This window comes from Streptococcus equi subsp. zooepidemicus (assembly GCF_015689395.1).
Taxonomy (GTDB): domain Bacteria; phylum Bacillota; class Bacilli; order Lactobacillales; family Streptococcaceae; genus Streptococcus; species Streptococcus equi.
Map to the genome: position 1 here is coordinate 285,436 of NZ_CP065054.1, position 18,087 is coordinate 303,522.

11 protein-coding genes are annotated in these 18,087 nt (G+C 41.6%); all 11 read left to right on the forward strand.

All coding sequences use genetic code 11. The annotated features are described in order from the left end of the window. The first annotated feature begins 75 nt into the window (after nucleotides 1-75). The 11 genes from I2432_RS01515 to I2432_RS01565 all read left to right on the forward strand — a co-directional run bounded on the left by I2432_RS01515 (nucleotide 76) and on the right by I2432_RS01565 (nucleotide 18,084). Complete coding sequence (locus I2432_RS01515; RefSeq protein ID WP_111710231.1) at nucleotides 76-1,824, forward strand: type IA DNA topoisomerase; 1,749 nt, start codon at nucleotides 76-78, stop codon at nucleotides 1,822-1,824. Continuing rightward, nucleotides 1,811-3,622, forward strand: coding sequence for an AAA family ATPase (locus tag I2432_RS01520; RefSeq protein ID WP_111710233.1), 1,812 nt, complete (start codon nucleotides 1,811-1,813; stop codon nucleotides 3,620-3,622). Before I2432_RS01515 ends, I2432_RS01520 begins: the two co-directional genes overlap by 14 nt. A 74-nt stretch (nucleotides 3,623-3,696) precedes the next feature. After that, nucleotides 3,697-4,044: a TrbC/VirB2 family protein gene (locus I2432_RS01525; protein ID WP_001199271.1), complete on the forward strand. Its 348-nt coding sequence runs from the start codon at nucleotides 3,697-3,699 to the stop codon at nucleotides 4,042-4,044. A gap of 11 nt (nucleotides 4,045-4,055) precedes the next feature. Continuing rightward, on the forward strand, nucleotides 4,056-5,096 hold the full coding sequence (locus tag I2432_RS01530; RefSeq protein ID WP_111710235.1) for a hypothetical protein: 1,041 nt from the start codon (nucleotides 4,056-4,058) through the stop codon (nucleotides 5,094-5,096). Nucleotides 5,097-5,110: 14 nt separating this feature from the next. Beyond that, nucleotides 5,111-7,456, forward strand: coding sequence for a C39 family peptidase (locus tag I2432_RS01535; RefSeq protein ID WP_111710919.1), 2,346 nt, complete (start codon nucleotides 5,111-5,113; stop codon nucleotides 7,454-7,456). Nucleotides 7,457-7,540: 84 nt separating this feature from the next. After that, nucleotides 7,541-8,239, forward strand: coding sequence for an LPXTG cell wall anchor domain-containing protein (locus I2432_RS01540; RefSeq protein ID WP_111710237.1), 699 nt, complete (start codon nucleotides 7,541-7,543; stop codon nucleotides 8,237-8,239). A gap of 52 nt (nucleotides 8,240-8,291) precedes the next feature. Then, complete coding sequence (locus I2432_RS01545) at nucleotides 8,292-12,341, forward strand: SspB-related isopeptide-forming adhesin (RefSeq protein ID WP_206158950.1); 4,050 nt, start codon at nucleotides 8,292-8,294, stop codon at nucleotides 12,339-12,341. 184 nt (nucleotides 12,342-12,525) lie between these two features. Beyond that, a complete protein-coding gene (locus I2432_RS01550) occupies nucleotides 12,526-12,957 on the forward strand; it encodes a single-stranded DNA-binding protein (protein WP_027970814.1) in 432 nt (143 codons plus the stop codon). Between the two features lie 69 nt (nucleotides 12,958-13,026). Further along, entirely contained in the window at nucleotides 13,027-14,295 is a 1,269-nt protein-coding gene (locus tag I2432_RS01555) for a site-specific DNA-methyltransferase (RefSeq protein ID WP_111710239.1), read from the forward strand. 17 nt (nucleotides 14,296-14,312) lie between these two features. Next, a complete protein-coding gene (locus tag I2432_RS01560; RefSeq protein WP_111710240.1) occupies nucleotides 14,313-14,612 on the forward strand; it encodes a hypothetical protein in 300 nt (99 codons plus the stop codon). Nucleotides 14,613-14,994: 382 nt separating this feature from the next. Next, nucleotides 14,995-18,084 carry a VirD4-like conjugal transfer protein, CD1115 family gene (locus I2432_RS01565; RefSeq protein ID WP_206159072.1) on the forward strand — a complete coding sequence of 1,030 codons (3,090 nt, stop codon included), beginning with the start codon at nucleotides 14,995-14,997 and terminating at the stop codon, nucleotides 18,082-18,084. Nucleotides 18,085-18,087: the final 3 nt, after the last annotated feature.

The window sequence follows — 18,087 nt, forward strand, 5'->3', positions numbered from 1 at the left end:
GTTGCCCATTTAAGAACATGGTTTGTCATTATCCCTTATGATGATGATAGAAAGACTAACTATCAGGAGGAGTGGATGCATACCTTATTATTAGCTGAAAAAACAGAACAAGCTAAGGCTTATCTATCCTGTCTAGGTCAAAGCAAGAAAGAAAAAGGCTATTTTTCAATCATCAGTACCCCCTATTTTTCTGGTCAAGTGCGAGTGGTAGCTTCAGAAGGGCACCTCTTTGATTATACCTTGCCTGAAAACAATTGGGATTTGGGTCAGCTCCCTTTGACAGACGTTCATTTTAAGCAGGTATTAAAGGCTACAAAACAAGCCAAAGCAACCTTTCAAACCATTTATCATCTTGTGGAATGGGCTGATGAGATTGTGATTGCAACAGATAGTGACCGTGAAGGAGAGCGAATCGCCTATTCGATTTTATCACATATCCCTCAAGGTCTAGAGAAAATAACCAAACGTTTATGGGTGAATTCTTTGACCAAAAGAGGACTCGAACAGGCTTTTTTGAACTTGAGAGATCCCAGAGAAACCTATGACTATTATTTGGAAGCTGAGGCTCGCAGTCAAAGCGATTGGTTGGTAGGCATGAACTTATCACCTCTAGTCACTTTGAGCCTACAAGCAGAAGGGCATCTGGCTCAGAAATTATCTGTAGGTAGGGTTCAGACCCCTTTAGTTCGCTTAATCTGTGAGAATGATGTGGCTATTCGTGATTTTGTGCCAAAAACTTATTTCAAAATAGTGCTAGAAGACAAAAAAATAGGACAACTGTTTGTGTCAGAAGACAAATGGTTATCCAGTGAAGCGGTGCTCTTAGCGAGTCGACAGTTAACTAATAGTGCTATCATCCGAGAGATTCAAGGAGAGGAGGTTCGAAAGCTAGCACCACAGCTCTTTAATCTGTCAGATCTTCAAAGTTATAGTGCCAAGCATGCAGGACTAAGTAGCCAAGAGACCTTGCAAATTGCTGAAAAACTCTATTTGAAAGGCTACCTGTCTTACCCACGAACCGATTGTCGTTATATTAGTGCCTTTGAGTTTAGTTACCTAAAGGATCACCTACTCGAATATCAAAAAGCCACGAACACAGTATTTGATCCTGCTTATCTGAGTCAGCGAGAGACTTATGTTAATCCTAAGAAAATCCAAAAGCATTCTCACCATGCCTTAATTCCAACGGATAAGATTCCTGATTTAACCTCTCTCAGCCGAGAAGAACGGTTTGTCTATGAAGCTGTCACTAAGCGAAGTTTACTCATGTTTTCGGCAGACTGTCGTTACCACATCACTAGCATCAGTCTTGAGAATAGCGGAATCATCTTTAAGGGGCAAGGGAGACAATTAATCGATAAGGGGTGGACCGCTCTTGTGCCATCTGGTATTCGAAAAGATAAGGTTCTCCCTGATTATCATGTGGATGACTCTGTTTTAGTGGCATCACGGATTGTGGAAGGTAACACTAAGCCTCCTAAACGCTTGACAGAAAGTCACCTCATCGGCCAAGTCATGCCTAAGTATGGACTAGGCACACCTGCCACAAGGGGAGGAGTGATTGAAACCATTCAAAAACGAGGCTATGTGACGAAAGATAAACAGACCGGTCAACTCTTTCCGTCCTCTCTGGCCTATATCTTGGTCAATGCATTGTTAGATAATGAGTTTTCAGATCCTGAAACGACGAGTGGTTGGGAACTCTTTCTCTCCCAAATTGGGGAGGGACGATTAAATCCGAGAGAGTTTGTGGATGGCATCAAAGCAAAGATTAATCAAGAAGTTGAATCAGTTAAGGAGGAAATGAGGAATGACCGTCACTAAAACCCCGTTTTTGGATCGGTACACGACCAATGAAACCCAAAAAATCGCTGAGTTAGCACACTTCTATCCTATTTATGGCAGGGATAAGGAAATAGAAAGCCTCATTGTCTCACTGCTCAGGCGAAGCAAGAATAATCCTGTTTTAGTTGGCGAAGCTGGTGTTGGAAAAACAGCGATTGTTGAAGGTTTGTGTCAGGCAATTTTAAAAGGGAACGTGCCTAAAGAACTAAAGAGTGTCAACGTTCGTTCTCTTGAATTAGCTAGTTTGATGGGACAAGACGAAGGATTTATCCCAACCTTTAAAGCGATTCTACAAGAAGCTATGGCGACCAAGGGGGAGAACCTCCTCTTCATCGATGAATTTCATACCGTAGTTGGAACAGGTGGCTCAGAGCGCTCTGCCCTCGATGCAGGGAATCTCCTCAAACCTGCCCTTGCTAGAGGAGATATTCAACTAATTGGGGCAACAACACTCGATGAATTTCATGAGTACATTGAAACCGATAGGGCTTTGGAAAGACGGATGCAGCCTATTATGGTAGAAGAACCCACTCAAGAAGAAGCCATTCAGATTTTGGAAGCTGCTAAAGGGGCTTATGAAAGGCATCATCAGCTGACCATCACGAGGGAAGCCATTCGTCAAGCGGTTCATCTTTCTGTTCGCTATATCCCAAGTCGCTTTTTACCAGATAAGGCTTTTGACATCATCGATGAAGCGGGAGCTATGGTGGCCAGGAAAGGGCAATCTTGTGTCACAGAAACAAGCGTTGCGACTGTTTTTCAAGAAACCTTAGGGATTCCCATGACAACCCTCTTGAAAGAAGAGAGAAAAAGTCTTTTGGAGTTGGAGGAAAAACTAAAAGAGCGTGTTAAAGGTCAAGAGGGGGCTATTGAGATGGTGGTAAATAGCCTTTTAATTGCTCAAGCAGGCTTGCAAGATTTAAGCAAGCCCCTAGGTAGTTTTCTCTTTCTAGGGACAACAGGAGTCGGTAAGACAGAACTGGCTAAAGCATTAGCCCAAGCCCTATTTGGCGATGAGGAAGCTATGATTCGCTTTGATATGAGTGAATATGCTCAAGAAGGCGATGCGAAAAAGTGGATTGGCGATGCCCAAAAACGAACCAAAGGCCAATTAACCGAGAAAGTCAAAAACAAGCCTTATGCTGTGGTCTTGTTTGATGAAATCGAAAAAGGTGCACCAGAAATGTATGATTTATTGCTTCAGGTATTGGATGATGGTCGCTTAACCGATAGTAGTGGTCGACTCGTTTCCTTTAAGCACACGGTGATTATCATGACAACCAATCTAGGTGCACCAAAAATTATCAAACAGACCGAATTGAAAGGGCCAATTGATCACTTGAATGATAGGGATTACAAACAGTTTTTGGCTAGTATGATGGGAGAATTGCAATCTGATTTTCGTCCTGAATTTCTCAATCGGATTGAAGGGATGGTTGTCTTTAATTTACTTGATCAAGCTATTATTCGTGAGATTGCGCAGAAGCACCTTGACCACTTAAACCAAACCTTGAAAGCAAGAGGCTTTAATCTCATCTATGATGACCAACTGGTTGACTACCTCGCAGAACTGGGGACTGATATTAAAAATGGAGCAAGACCGCTTGAGCGATTTATGAAAAAACACTTACTTGCCCCAATTGCCAAAACCATCTTACCACTCAAGCAGGAAGGCTATGATCTGCTTGTTAGTATTGAGGGCGAGTCACCAAGCCCCAATCATCGTTTCGATAAACGAACAATCAAGGTTCTTATGAACCCTAAAAAGGATTCTTAAAATGAGTTGCCCATTTAAGAACATGGTTTGTCATTATCCCTTATGATGATTCTAGAAAAAAGAAGGAGGCATGTATGCAATATCATCTAACACCATTTTTCAAACAGCTAAAAGAGAGTCGAAAGCGCTATTGGCTTAGTTTGTCTCTTTTTCTGACAAGTTTACTCAGTCAAACGGCTTATGCGGATGACCCTTTTGCTAAAACGCAGAATCTGGCTAATCAAGGCATTACCAAGTTTCAAACAGTTAGTGTCGCTGTCTTTGGAGTGGCTTTAGTTGCAACAGGTCTTGTCTACGGCTTCAGTGGACGAGAAACTAAGGCATCTATCAAGAAGCACTGGATTCATATTCTAGTTGCCATTGTAGTGGTCACGCTTGGACCTGCGATTGTGCAATTTATCATTGATTTTGTCAAGAGTTAGGAGGTGGCAAGATGGGATTTTCCCTTTTTCAAACCTTTCCTAATCTATCAGATGACTTATTTGTGGAGGTGACTTGGGGCAAAACCCTTTCACCAGAAACCGATGAGGACTTGGAAGAGTTGGTTGCGGACTTGGACCTGATGGATACCTTGCCTTATTTAACCTTTTATCAGGCAGAAGTCTTATTTCAATCCCTCAAAGATAACTATCAGATATTTGAATTGAGCCGAATTTCAATTTGCCATCAAGAAGGAGGGAAACCCTCATCAGAAGGAGAAGTTTTTAGCGAACCCTTTGTTATTAATCAAACCTATACCAATCTCTTGAACCCCTTAATGGATGTCATTCTAACGCATCCAGCTTTTTCTGATTATCCTTATTCTGAAAAACGGGATTACTTTGTAGGACAGGTCTTTCCTGCCTACCAAGCAAGTTTAGGGCTATCGCTAACTGATTTACCTGATTTTCCCCTTGAAGAACCCCAAAAGCAAGGGTTATCAAAGCAAAGTAGTAAGTCTAAGAGCGTTGCTAAACCCTCTAGAGCTTCTCCTAATGAGCAAGGAAAACTAGTCAAAAAGCAGGTCTTTATCTGGTTGTTGCTGATGGGAATGATTAGTTTAACTAGCTTAGGAATAGCTCTGAAATCGTATTATCAGTTGTCAAAACAAAATGAAAAGATGACGTATCTTTATCAAGAATTAAAGGACACTAAGAACTTAGCGAACAGAGAACATCAAATAGATGTTTTCAGTCGTTACTTCTTACCAAATTACTATTCTGGTAAAAAGGAAAACTTGAATGATTTTCTTTCTGATGGTGATGCCAAGTACACTGTTCCAAAAGAAGGAAGCTTGCAGTCAGTTATCCTAGAAAAAGTGACATATAATGCAAAAACGAAACACTATCAGCTAACCTATGTGTTAACGATTAAAGCAAAAGAGCAATTAACCAGTGTTCGTCTAGAGTTTGAGGTGAAAGAACAGCCTTCAAGGAAATATGGCTATGTCGTTACCTCTGAACCCAAGGAAACCCCTTATCTAATGAGAAATTAATGCAGGAGACACTCATGAAACAAGTAAAAGTATTAACAGGAATTGCAGTCGCAGCTTTATCGACAGGCACAGGTCTTGTGCAGGCAGATGATTTATCAAACACACGACCAGTTATAGCATCTGAAGTTGTGACACATACTGAAGTGACAGAAAATCAAGTGGCGGACGCTAAAACAAAAGCCGATCAAGCAACCCAAGCCGTTAAGGATCAAGAAGTTAAGGTTAAGGCTATTGAGGCAGAAAAATCTCAAGCCCAACAATCTTTAGTTGAGGCGACAACAGCAGTTAATGATACCGAAAAGTTAGCCAGTGAAGCAACGCCAGAAGGTCTAACAAAAGCCCAAGAAGAGACTGAGGCTAGTCAAAGCGCTGTTATTGATGCACAAGCACAACTTGAAGCAGCTCAAGAGGCTGAATCAACAGCTCAAACAGCAGTTGACCATCAGAAAGAAACAGTCGCCAAAGCGTCTCAAGCAGTTGTTGAGAAAGAAGCTACAGTGACAAGTGCTACTCAAGCTGTTAATCAAGCCAAAGCAGCTCTCACGACAACTAATCAAGCCGCTGATGTTAGTGCAGCAGAAGAAAAAGTGTTAGAGGCTCAAGAAGCGGTTACGAAAGCAGAAACACAAGTTAGTCAGGCTCAAGCAGCAGATGCTAAACATGAATCTGATGTGAGTCATGCTAAAGCAGAGCTTGACCTTAAGTCACAAGAGTTAGCAGAAAAACAAACAACTCTAGAACAAGTCATGGCTGCGATTGAAGCAGAGCGTCTGACTAAACCTGTTGAAAATGGCACTTACTTTAACCAAAGAGATAACGAGTGGCAAAAAGCTTATGGTAATCAAACCTTTGCAGCAACTGGTTGTGTACCTAGTGCCTTGGCTATGGTTTTTTCAGATTTGGCTAAAAGAGAGGTGACACCGACTGAGGTTGCTGATTACTTATGGCATAACACAGATGAGTTTAATAAACATTATGGAGGCACGAGTGGTAAAGGACTTGTAGCTGCTACTAATCGTTATGGCTTTGTTTCAACACATTTAGATAGTCAATCAACTATTATTGCAGCTTTGCAAGCAGGTCATCATGTTTTGGCCGCAGTACAGAATAATAAATTTAGTCCTTGGGGACCACAATATAGTCATGAAATTGTCTTGCGTGGGTACTCAAATGGAAATACTTATGTCTACGATCCATATGAAAAAGCAAATATTGGTTGGTATCCTGTAGCTAACCTTTGGAATGAACAAAGTCGTGATGCTATTGACACAGCAGAGGTTGGAGTACCTTTCTTTAAAATAACAACTCAAAAAATGGCACAACTCGAAATGGCAAAAGCAGTAGCTAATGAAGGCTTAGATGAAGCTAAGCAAGCTGTTAAACAAGCGGAAGCGAATGTAGAAGTCTTAGAACAAGTTATTTCTCAAACCTCACAAGCCAAAGAACAATTAGCTGCAGCTAACGCTAACTTAGTCATAGCCAAAGATATGCTGAATAAGGCTAAACAAACGGCTAAATTAGCAGAACAAGACCTAGAAACGAAAACAGCTAATCTTAAGCAAGCTCAAGAACATCTAACCCTTAAACAAGATGACCTAGCTAAAGCTCAAACAGTTCTAGCAGCTCAAGAGAAAAGCTTAGAACAGTTAACTCAAGTGCTTTCATTAGCTCAAGAAAATCTTGGCCGTGCTACAAAAGCAGTTGAACAGGCTAAGGCTGACTTCACCCAAAAACAGGCTTATGTGACGAATCTTAAGCAAGTGACAAAACTGAGACAAGAAAGTCAAGCCAAAGTAAACCAAGTTAAGGCGGTTCTCAGTGAAGCAAGTGCTCGTTTAGAACAAGAACTTGAGACCTTAAAAACCTTACAAGCCAAAGAGGCTGACCTAACAGCACAGTATCAAGCCATCTTTAAAGCCTATCAAGCTGTCATAGAAGCGACAACCAAACAAGAAGCTAACACAACAGCTATTGATCAAGCGATGGCAGAAAACAAAGCTATTGCTCAAGCCAATCGTGATGAAAAAGCTAGGGTTGATGCTCTTAACGCTAAAGGAGAAGAAGCTGTTCCTGTGGTCAATGAAGTAGGACATGTAACAGATTACGTGTCTGGGACAACACAGTTGGTTGATACTGTAGCAGTGAGAACAGAAGAAACATCATCAAAAACAATGAACACTTCTCTTGTTAGCGTACAACCGATGGACAAGCAAGGTCATCAAAGGGTTCTTGGTGCCACTACTTCTCAAAGTAGCCTTCCTCAGACAGGTGAGCAGTCCTTATCGCTTTTAAGCCTATTAGGAATGAGTTTTCTTTCACTCTTGAGTTTCTTGGGACTTAGAATGAAGCAACAAAAATAATGTACGGAACTAGATAGATCCTAAAACAGACTAAGCTTTTAAATTAGCCCCTTTACAAAATAATTTTTATAGGAGGTCATTCTTATGACAAAAAAACAATTACTTAGTGTCCTCACAGCGACCACAGTGGCCCTACTCACAACCTCTCTTGCTTACGCAGATGAGCCCCCAGTGCCAGTGGATCCGACTGCTCCCTCTACAGAGGTAGTCACTCCAGCTCCAAGTCAACCTGAGAAACTACCAGACACCTCAAAACCAGCAGAGCCAGAAACTCCAAAAGAAGAACTACCAACTCCTGTGGATCCGACCACCCCATCAGATGGTAAAGAAGACAAGCCAGAAACTGTCCCAGGTCAGGCTGAAACGCCTAAAGAGGAAACAAAGCCCAAAGAAGAAGTAAAACCTGAACCCCCTAAGCCTAGTGAAGACAAGAAAAAAGAAGAGCTTGTCCCAGATAATGTCTCAAAAGACATTATTGAAAAGGTGGATACCACGACAGGTGAGGTGGTCTTTAAACCGATTCCAGTCACACCAGACAAAACAGTTATCGGTACTAAGGACAGTCAGTTGATTATTCGTGACCAAGCAGGCCGGACACAAGTCGTTACCCCTGAGAGCCTTGGTGGTCATGTTAATCCTAATGGGACAGTGACCATTACAGATAGTACAGGCGCTAAAAAGACCTTGCCAAAAACAGGTGATAAACAAAGCGTGCTTGGTTACTTGGGCATGATGTTAATTTCGGTTTTAGGCTACGCTGTCAAGAAAAAAGTATCACACTAATTACATGACCTGGGAATGTCTTTAAAAGCAACTTAGAAGAGAGAAATTAAAGATGAACACATTGAAACCGAAAGGACACGGCTATTTCCGTAAATCCAAAGCCTACGGTTTAGTTCCAGTTATTGCTTTGGGGAGCCTAGTTCTTATGGGCACAACAAGTGTTTCTGCGGATGACGTAACTCCTTTAAATCCAGCGACTAACTTAACAACGCTACAAACACCTCCAACAGTTGATCAAACACAGCTAGCTCATCAAGCTGGCCATCAATCAGGGGAGTTGGTATCAGATGTGAGCAATACTGAATGGGATAATGCTGTCACAACAGCTCAAGAAGCAGGTGTTACTGTCAAACAGTCTGATAAGGTCACGCATGATAGCTTATCATCTGCGCAAGCCGATTTAGAGAAACAAACTCAAGCTGTCACAGAAGCGACAACTAAACAAGAAGCCAACACAACAGCTATTAATCAAGCAGTTTCGGAAAATAAAGCTATTGATCAAGCTAATCGTGATGAAAAATCTAGAGTTGACGCTCTTAATACTAAAGGAGAAGCAGAGACCAAAGCTAAAAATGAAGCTGGTCAAGCCCAAGTAGATGCACAAAACAAACAAGCCCAAGAAGCGGCTGATGCCATGAATGCTAGGTTAAAGGCAGACTATGAGGCCAAGTTAACTGAAATCGAGCGAATCAAGGCTGAAAATGAAGCTATCCGTAAACGCAACCAACAAGCTAGTCAAGCGACTCATCAAGCTAATCAAGCAGCCCAAGCTGCCTACCAAGAAAAGCTAGCAGAGATTGAGCGCATCAAAGCCGAAAATGCTGCCATTCGTGATCGTAATGCTAAGGCCCAACAAGAAGCAGAGCGACAAAACCAAGCGCTCCAAGCAGCTTATGAAGCAAAATTGGCAGAAATCAAGCAGATTGAAGCAGAAAATGAAGCTATCCGTCAGCGTAATGAACAAGCAGGTCAAGCGACGAATCAAACCAATCAAGCAGCTCAAGCTGCCTATCAAGAAAAGCTAGCAGAGATTGAGCGCATTAAAGCTGAGAATGCCGCCATTCGTGATCGTAATGCTAAGGCTCAACAAGAAGCAGAGCGTCAAAACCAAGCGCTCCAAGCAGCTTATGAAGCAAAATTGGCAGAAATCAAGCAGATTGAATCAGAGAATGCTGCTATCCGTAAACGTAATGAACAAGCAGCTCAAGCGACGAATCAAACCAATCAAGCAGCTCAAGCAGAATACCAACAAAAATTAGCGGAGATTGAGCGCATTAACGCCGAGAATGCCGCCATTCGTGATCGTAATGCTAAAGCTCAACAAGAAGCAGAGCGTCAAAACCAAGCGCTCCAAGCAGCTTATGAAGCTCAATTATCAGCCTACCAACAAGCACTACAGGCTAAAAAAGAAGCTGAAAACAAAGCTATCGATCAGGTTGTCTTTGGAATTGATGCAAAAGCCAACGGTGTTGATAATGCAGAATATGGTAATTCAATCATGACTGTTACAACGCAACCAGATGGTACTTTTGTTTTTAAGCATGACATGATCGATGGTGTTAAAACAATTGGGCATGGGACTTTAACGGGTAAAATTAATCATCATTATGAGGCTAATAAAGATGGTAGCATTACAGCTTATATTGATAGTGTAACATTTGATAAGTATGAATATCAAAATGTAGCTAAAAATGACGCAGTTGATAAAAATATTGCTTTTCGTATTTTAAGTGCCACAGGTCAAGAATTATTTGTTAAAGCCCATGATGGTGATAAAACTTTTAGTGAAACTTTAAATAAGACAGTGTCTCTTAAGTTAACTTACCAACTAAAACCGCATGAAGCTGTAAAAGATATCAAAGTATTTCAATTGCATGATGACTGGGTACACGACACACATGGTTCTGCTTTAGTTTCTTATACTAATAACAATGATGCTGTGCCACATGTAGAGGTACCAGACAAGCCAGTACAGCCTGATATAGTTACACCAAAAGTTGAGCAAGAAAAACCAGTACCAGAGGCTCCTCAAAAACCAACAGATGGTGTTCCAAACTTAGAGAAGGAAAAGCCGGTTCCTCCAACCCCAGTTAAACCAGAGGCAGTTAAACCTGTTTTAGAACAAGAAAAACCAGTACCAGAGGCTCCTCAAAAGCCAACAGATGATGTTCCAAACTTAGAGAAGGAAAAGCCGGTTCCTCCAACCCCAGTTAAACCAGAGGCAGTTAAACCTGTTTTAGAACAAGAAAAACCAGTACCAGAAGCTCCTCAAAAGCCAACAGATGATGTTCCAAACTTAGAGAAGGAAAAACCAGTACCACCAACACCAGTTGAACCTGAAGCAATTAAGCCAGATCTCAAGAGCTTTACGCCAGAGATTTATAATCCGATTAAACCAGTTGTGAAACCCCATGTCACGGTTCCTGAAAAGGTCGTCTATGAGGTTATGGTTCATCCTGTTCAAGTGAAACAAACGCCAACAAATGTTAAGTCTGTTACTAATAGTGATCAGGTTAATATCGATGGACAACTGGTACCAAAAGGATCAACGGTAACGTGGGAGCTTGTTAATGCCGCTCTCAAAGCTGGTCGTCAGGATATCACAAGCTATGAACTAACTGATCCACTACCAGATGGTTTTGAGTTAGATGTTACCGCCACACAAACCCTCTCTCCTGATTGGGTGATAACAACGGATGAAGCAGGCAAGGTTAGTCTTAAGGCTTCTCAATCCCTTTTAGATGACCTCAATAAACGTGACCAAGATGTAGAAGTCCCTAAGGTATCACTGGTTGGTCGTTTACTGAATGATGCGGGGACTTATCACAATACCTTTAAGACGGTGGTCACTACTCCAACTGGTAGCTATACGGTAACCTCTAACACACCAGTTATCTATACACCAGGGAACGATCCAAAAACACCTCGTAACCCAGGAGGAGATAATCCAACACCGCATGATAATCTGATTCAGCCAACTAAAACCATTGTGGATGACAAGGGTCAGTCCATTGATGGGAAGTCTGTCTTGCCAAACAGCACGCTGACTTACGTGGCTAAGCAAGATTTTGATCAGTACAAAGGGATGACAGCTGCCAAAGAAAGTGTCATGAAAGGCTTTATCTATGTCGATGATTACAAGGATGAAGCTATCGATGGTCATTCACTCGTTGTGAATTCAATTAAGGCCGCTAATGGAGATGATGTGACCAATCTCTTAGAGATGCGCCATGTGTTATCTCAAGATACGCTTGACGATAAGCTAAAAGCACTGATCAAGGCATCAGGCATAGTCGGTGAATTCTACATGTGGGTAGCTAAAGACCCAGCAGCCTTTTACAAAGCTTATGTTCAAAAAGGACTAGATATTACCTACAACTTGTCCTTTAAACTTAAGCAGAACTTTAAGAAAGGTGACATTACTAATCAAACCTATCAATTAGATATGGGGAATGGCTATTACGGCAATATCGTGGTTAACCACCTACCTGAACTAGCTGTTCATAAGGATGTTTTGGATAAAGAAGGTGGTCAATCAATCAATGCTGGCACTGTTAAAGTTGGTGATGAGGTCACCTATCGCTTGGAGGGTTGGGTTGTTCCGACTAACCGTAGTTACGATATTTTTGAATACAAATTTGTGGATCAATTACAACAGACACATGATCTTTACCTAAAAGATAGTGTTGTTGCAAAAGTAGATATTACTTTATCAGACGGTACGGTTATTGCCAAAGGATCAAACCTAGCTCAGTACACAGAAACAGTTTACAACAAAGAAACAGGACAATATGAATTAGCGTTCAAGCAAGACTTCTTAGCTAAAGTTGTTCGTTCTAGCGAATTTGGTGCAGATGCTTTTGTGGTTGTTAAACGCATCAAAGCAGGTGATGTGACAAATGAGTACACTTTGTATGTCAACGGTAATCCTGTGAAGTCTAATAAAGTCACCACTCATACGCCAGAACAACCTCAACCTGTGACACCGAAAGCATCAGCTTTACCATCCACAGGTGAGCAAGGGGTATCTGTCCTAACAGTGCTTGGGGCAGGTTTACTATCACTTTTAGGCCTTGTAGGGCTTAAAAAGCGTCAACAGTAACCAAGTTAATGGATAAGCCATAAAAGGAGTTTACCTTGGGTCTATCCATTCTCTCTAGCAAGTAACTATTAGGGGGATCTCCTTTCCCTTCAAAAAACTAGCCGAAAAAGTTTACTATTGGTTACTTGTTAGGGTGAGTGGATAGATCTTGGCTAATTCCAAAACTTTAATAAGGAGATTTGTCATGCAAGAATTTATTGCGAATGGCCGTGTATCGAATATTCCAAATGATGCAGTTGGGAGAACAGCCAATGGGCGTGTCAGTTTTAAGTTTGATTTTGCCTGTGACACCAGTTTACAGGATAATGATGGAAAACCATTGACGAGTTTCTTCCACGTACAAGTTTATGGTAAACAGGCTGAAGTTATGGCACAAAGTTTATCAAAAGGTTCTCCAATTCTAGTTAAAGGCGAAATTATTCAGCGACCTTATACGACTGAACAGGGACAACGTCGTACCTTCCAGTATATTTCTCCAAGCCAACATGATGGTATCACTTTCTTAGAAGGTAAAGAAGCAGCTCAAAGACGTAAGCAAAAAAACTTTAATACTTCTCAGGTAGCAACTCCAAAAGAAGAACTACCAGCGCCAGTGGATGCGGATGAGCCTTTTTAAGCACTATAAAAGTGGATAGGAAGACCTATTCACTTTTTTGACAATGCAGTTATGAAAGTGAGGTTTAGAATGGAAATAGAACGATTGTCCTTGAAAGAACTCATTCCTTATGAGAAAAATGCCAAGAAACACCCACAATACCATGTGGATCAAATCAAACGTTCAATAGAACAGTTTGGGAATATTGATCCCATTGCCATCGATGAAAACAATATGATTTTAGAGGGGCATGGTCGCTATCTAGCCCTAAAAGAATTAGGAATGACAGAAGTGCCCGTCATTCGGATCAAGCACTTGTCAGCTGAAGAAAAAAAGGCCTATATTCTAGCCCATAATCAGTTGACGCTTAGCACAGGTTTTGATTTGCCCATACTAGAAGAAGAACTAAGTGACATTGCTAGCCTTGATATGACGGACTTTGGCTTTTCAACACGCTTTTGGGAGCGTCCTATTCTCGATAGTCATTCGGATGAAACTGATTTCTTTATAAAAGAGGAAGAAGACAAGGTAGAAACATCCGTTGACGAGGGGGTGATTTATCAATTAGGAAGACATCGACTCATGTGTGGCGATGCGACCAATCCTGAACATGTGGCGAAGTTGTTAGAGGGTCAATGTATCGATTTATATGTCACCGATCCCCCTTATAATGTCGCTTATGAAGGGAAAACCAAAGAGGCCATGACCATTCAAAATGATCATTTATCTAGCCCCTCTTTTGAGGCATTTCTAGGTCAGGCTTTTTCAGCGGTTGATGCTCACCTTAAAGCAGGAGGTGCTTTTTACATTTGGTATGCGGATAAAGAGAGACTATCTGTCTCAAAAGCCTTGGATTCGTGTGGGTGGGACAACAAACAAACCCTGATTTGGGCTAAGGACCATTTTGTTTTAGGTCGACAAGATTACCAATGGCAACACGAACCTTGTATATATGGTTGGAAAAGCGGTGCTAAGCATTATTTTATCAGTGATTTTAGCTTAAGTACTATCTTTGAGTCCTCTCAAAGTTTATCTCAGTTGACAAAAGATGAGCTGATAGCACTGATACAAAGCTATCAAGAAGAGACACCAACCACCATTTTACGAGAAAGAAAACCGCTTCAAAATAAGGAACATCCAACCATGAAGCCGATTCCTTTGATGGAACGATTGATTCGCAACTCCAGTCGTCAAGAAGAGCTGGTTTTTGATTCATTTTTAGGCAGCGGCACGACTTTGTTAGCTTGTGAAAACCTTAATCGCAGGTGTTATGGTATGGAGCTAGATCCAAAGTATGTTTCAGTCATTCTGAAACGCTATGAAGAGTTGACGGGTCAAAAACCACTAAAATTAAGTTGATATCAAGGAGGGGGAAGATGGCAAATGAGAACAATCTCATCCCTATTCGCAAACGAAGCTCGAGGGAAGCTCGAGAAATGGGAAAAAAGGGTGGTATTGCTTCAGGAAAAGTCAGACGAAAAAAGGCTAATTTGAAAAAGGCATTTGACACACTTCTTGCTTCTGAAGTGAGCAATGATGACATGAAAGTCTTTTTGACAGAACAGGGCTTTGAACCATCCAATGAGATGGCACTGGCCATGGTCGTGTTACAAAAAGCCTTACGAGGCGATGCCAAGGCCTTGGATCAAATCATGGACATTTTAGAACGTCACTAAAAAAAGTCACCCCCTCGTAGAGATGACCTTGCCATCATTCTAAGGTTAAAAGCGATAAACAAAGAATGATACCATGATTATACCATAACCGTCTTAATGATCTGCCCCTTTAAGAGCAGACTTTTTCATTATCTCTTATACTAACTCAACAGAGATAGAAAGGACTTAATAATATGTTATCAAATGACCGCTTAGATGACTTGATGAGCGAGTCTCTTTACATGAGACGGTTAGTCTCTCGTTTAGGGACGCTTACAGAACCGCCACAGACAGATGAGGAGAAATGGTTTCATGCCTTTTTGGAGCGGTATTGGTTGCTTACGATGGCAGAACGCTATCGCTTATTTTGTTTTTCTTGTTTCTATATGCGAGAGGAGGAGTCATGGTGATGCTTGATTATGTGGTTTATGTGTTTGGTCGGTTGTTGGCCATCAATCCCATCTTAGCGATTGTCGGTACAGGAAGTATCAGTTATGGCTTGTGGGGGATTCTAAAGAGAAGTTGGTCTAGTTTCACAAATGGATGGCGACATCGTAAAGTCTTTTTGAAACGTTACAAGCATTTTATCTATGATCTACGCTCTAGCCTTTCTCAGCTGAAAACAATGAAACCCAGTCATTTCGCAAAATCCTTTGGCTGTCAATCGATCAAATGGATAAGAATGATTCCTCAGTGGCTCTTTAGTTTCCTCTTGTTAGTTGTTTGGAATCTCGTGGTAAGGGTTTTAGACTATTTACCATTCATTCATCGGGAACGCAAACGCTTTGCCAAAGAAATGCGCCCTATCCTTTACTTCAAGACGCCACGGAGCTTTGTGGTGATGGGACTTGCTTTTAGTGTTATTGCGCTCATGTTAACCAATTATGTGGTGGCTTTGCTTCGATCCTGTTTTCATTATCTGTACCTAACGCTTCAAAGCAAATCATTAGAAATAGCTTTTGATCAGACTGGTCTTGCTTTTTCCAACCTCTGGTGGTTTGCGTCGTTCTCAGTTGCCCCTATCTTAGCTGTTCCCATCTTTTTGCTTGGTCTTGGTTTAGCTTGGCGCTCTGCTTGGATTAATTTTGAGCAGTATCGCAATTACAATAACAACGAAGAAGGGGATGACCGTTTTGCGACAGAACAAGAAATCAAAGACCAATATATCAAAGTGCCTAATAAGGCAGCTTCTTTTGAGGGAAATGGAGGCATCCCTGTTTTCCATGAAACCAAGAAGAGCCTAGGAGGGGTAACCTTAAGAAGTCATATCATCTGGCAAAATCGCAAGATTAGCCCAATCATCACCCATGCGCAAAAAATCCTTGGTATCTATGGCAAACCCTCAGGCTATTATTACATTGAAACCAATCCCACTAATATGCTTGGTTTAGGAACAACTCGATCTGGTAAGGGAGAGGGATTTATCACAGAAACCATTGACATCAATAGCCGAGCTAAGGAAAAGCCCTCCATGGTTATCGCAGACCCTAAAGGGGAACATTATCAATCCTCTTATAAAACCATGCGACAAAGAGGCTATGACGTGGAAGTTCTGTCATTTCAGAACATGGATTGGTCGATGTCGTATAACCCTTTAGCCCTTGCGATTGAAGCTGCTAAAAAGGGCTATTATGAAAAGGCACAGACTTATGTCAATGCGGTCGCAGAAGCCATTTATCGCAAAACCAAACCGGGTATGGGTAATGGCAATGCCAAGTATTGGGAAGACACCTCTATTTCCCTCTTTAATGCCATTACGATTGCCCTCTTTGACCGTGCCAATGAAGCTCTTCAAAATGGCGAAGACGATGCTTGGGATACGGTAACCATTCGAAACGTGGCTAAATTCTTGACAGATTTAGGCTCAGAAGAAGTCTTGGTAGACAGTAGTGGCATGATTGTGGAAGAGCCAATGGACGACCAAATCCTAACTAAAAAATCAAAACTCACGGTGTATTTTGATAACCTTAGACAGATTAATCAGAGACGCTTTTCCAAGTTTCGAGAAATGGCTGATATTAATTTCAGGGCTTCTGACTTTGCTTCAGAAGAAACCAAAGGCAATGTTTTCTCTAGCATGATGGCAGGGATTACCCTCTTCTTACAAGATAATGTGGCGAAATTAACGTCTAAGAATGCCATTGATTTGACCTCTGTTGGTTTTCCAAGACGCTTAGCCATTCGCTTTCGATCTAGTCATAATCGTCAATTGAAGAATGCCTTTTTGCATCAAACGGCTAAGATCACGATGACGAGCCACAAACAATGGGGGAAATCGCAAAAAGAGGTGGTTCATGTCAAGGAAGCAACAGCTCTTGTCGATGAGGCAGGCTATTTGACCTTTGTCATTGCCCCTAAACTGCCTGATACCTTTCAGATTAGGATTGATTTCAATCATGATGCCAATGACGAAGCTGTGAAAGACCAAGTCTTTCTTCTACAAGGGACGAAGGTTTATCAAAAAGCAGGTGGACTTGGCAATCGTCCTAAGAAAGATCCTTATAGCGGAGAAGCCACGCTTGATAAGGTAGCGCTCACGATTCAAGAAGCGCCTAAAGGGTCTCTTCTTCAGCTGGAAGACATTGAGTTGACTTATTCCGATAAGCCTAAAGTGATTTATTTGGTCACACCTCCTAATCAGGTGGCCTATAATGCCTTGGTGTCACTCTTTTTGGATCAACTCTTCAATGCCAACTATGAGATGGCACTCTCAAGTGGTCGAAAAACCGTTCATCGGATTGTTCATGTCCTTGATGAGTTTACCAATATTCCAATGATCCCTCACATGGAAACCAAGATTTCCATTGGTCTTGGGCAAAACATTCTCTATTATCTCTGGATTCAGAACCTTGAGCAATTAAGTGATAAGTATGGCGATAATGTTGCAGCAACGATTCGAAGCAATTGCTCAATTGAAGTCTATATTAAATCCAATTCTGATAAGACCAATAGTGCTTATAGTAAGGCACTAGGCACACGGACGATTACCTCTCGTCACCGTTCTGCTAATATCATTGATGAAGCTAATCCAAATGTATCTGTCACGCAGAAGAAACAAGAGTTATTGACCCCAACCCAGCTCTCAAAACTCCAAGAAGGGGAAGCGGTTATCTTGCGTGGGGTGAAGGGACGAGACAAGAAGGGACGTAAAGTGACCACTGACCCTATTTTCCTAAGGGAAAAGACTAGTTTGCCTTATCGGTACATGTTCTTAGAAGATGCATTTGATCAAAGCATGACTTTGTCTGATATTCCAGTCAAGAGTGGCCACAGGGGACTTGATTTGCAGGATATTGCCGTGGATGCCAAAACCAATTTTAATCATATGATTGCATGGCGCTATGATTTAATCAGTAACTCTGAAAGTCGTTTGGCAGGACGAAAACGTCCGCAAGCTCCTAAACAATTTGAGTCTATGGACGATCTATATGATCAGACAGCGATTGATCTTTTTCAAGAGGATAGTGACTACACGATGACAGACGTGTCGTAAGCC

Excerpts from the sequence above, each read along its gene's own strand:
- I2432_RS01515 (WP_111710231.1), top strand. The coding sequence starts at position 76 with ATGCATACCTTATTATTAGCTGAAAAAACAGAACAAGCTAAGGCTTAT.
- I2432_RS01520 (WP_111710233.1), top strand. The coding sequence starts at position 1,811 with ATGACCGTCACTAAAACCCCGTTTTTGGATCGGTACACGACCAATGAA.
- I2432_RS01525 (WP_001199271.1), top strand. The coding sequence starts at position 3,697 with ATGCAATATCATCTAACACCATTTTTCAAACAGCTAAAAGAGAGTCGA.
- I2432_RS01530 (WP_111710235.1), top strand. The coding sequence starts at position 4,056 with ATGGGATTTTCCCTTTTTCAAACCTTTCCTAATCTATCAGATGACTTA.
- I2432_RS01535 (WP_111710919.1), top strand. The coding sequence starts at position 5,111 with ATGAAACAAGTAAAAGTATTAACAGGAATTGCAGTCGCAGCTTTATCG.
- I2432_RS01540 (WP_111710237.1), top strand. The coding sequence starts at position 7,541 with ATGACAAAAAAACAATTACTTAGTGTCCTCACAGCGACCACAGTGGCC.
- I2432_RS01545 (WP_206158950.1), top strand. The coding sequence starts at position 8,292 with ATGAACACATTGAAACCGAAAGGACACGGCTATTTCCGTAAATCCAAA.
- I2432_RS01550 (WP_027970814.1), top strand. The coding sequence starts at position 12,526 with ATGCAAGAATTTATTGCGAATGGCCGTGTATCGAATATTCCAAATGAT.
- I2432_RS01555 (WP_111710239.1), top strand. The coding sequence starts at position 13,027 with ATGGAAATAGAACGATTGTCCTTGAAAGAACTCATTCCTTATGAGAAA.
- I2432_RS01560 (WP_111710240.1), top strand. The coding sequence starts at position 14,313 with ATGGCAAATGAGAACAATCTCATCCCTATTCGCAAACGAAGCTCGAGG.
- I2432_RS01565 (WP_206159072.1), top strand. The coding sequence starts at position 14,995 with ATGGTGATGCTTGATTATGTGGTTTATGTGTTTGGTCGGTTGTTGGCC.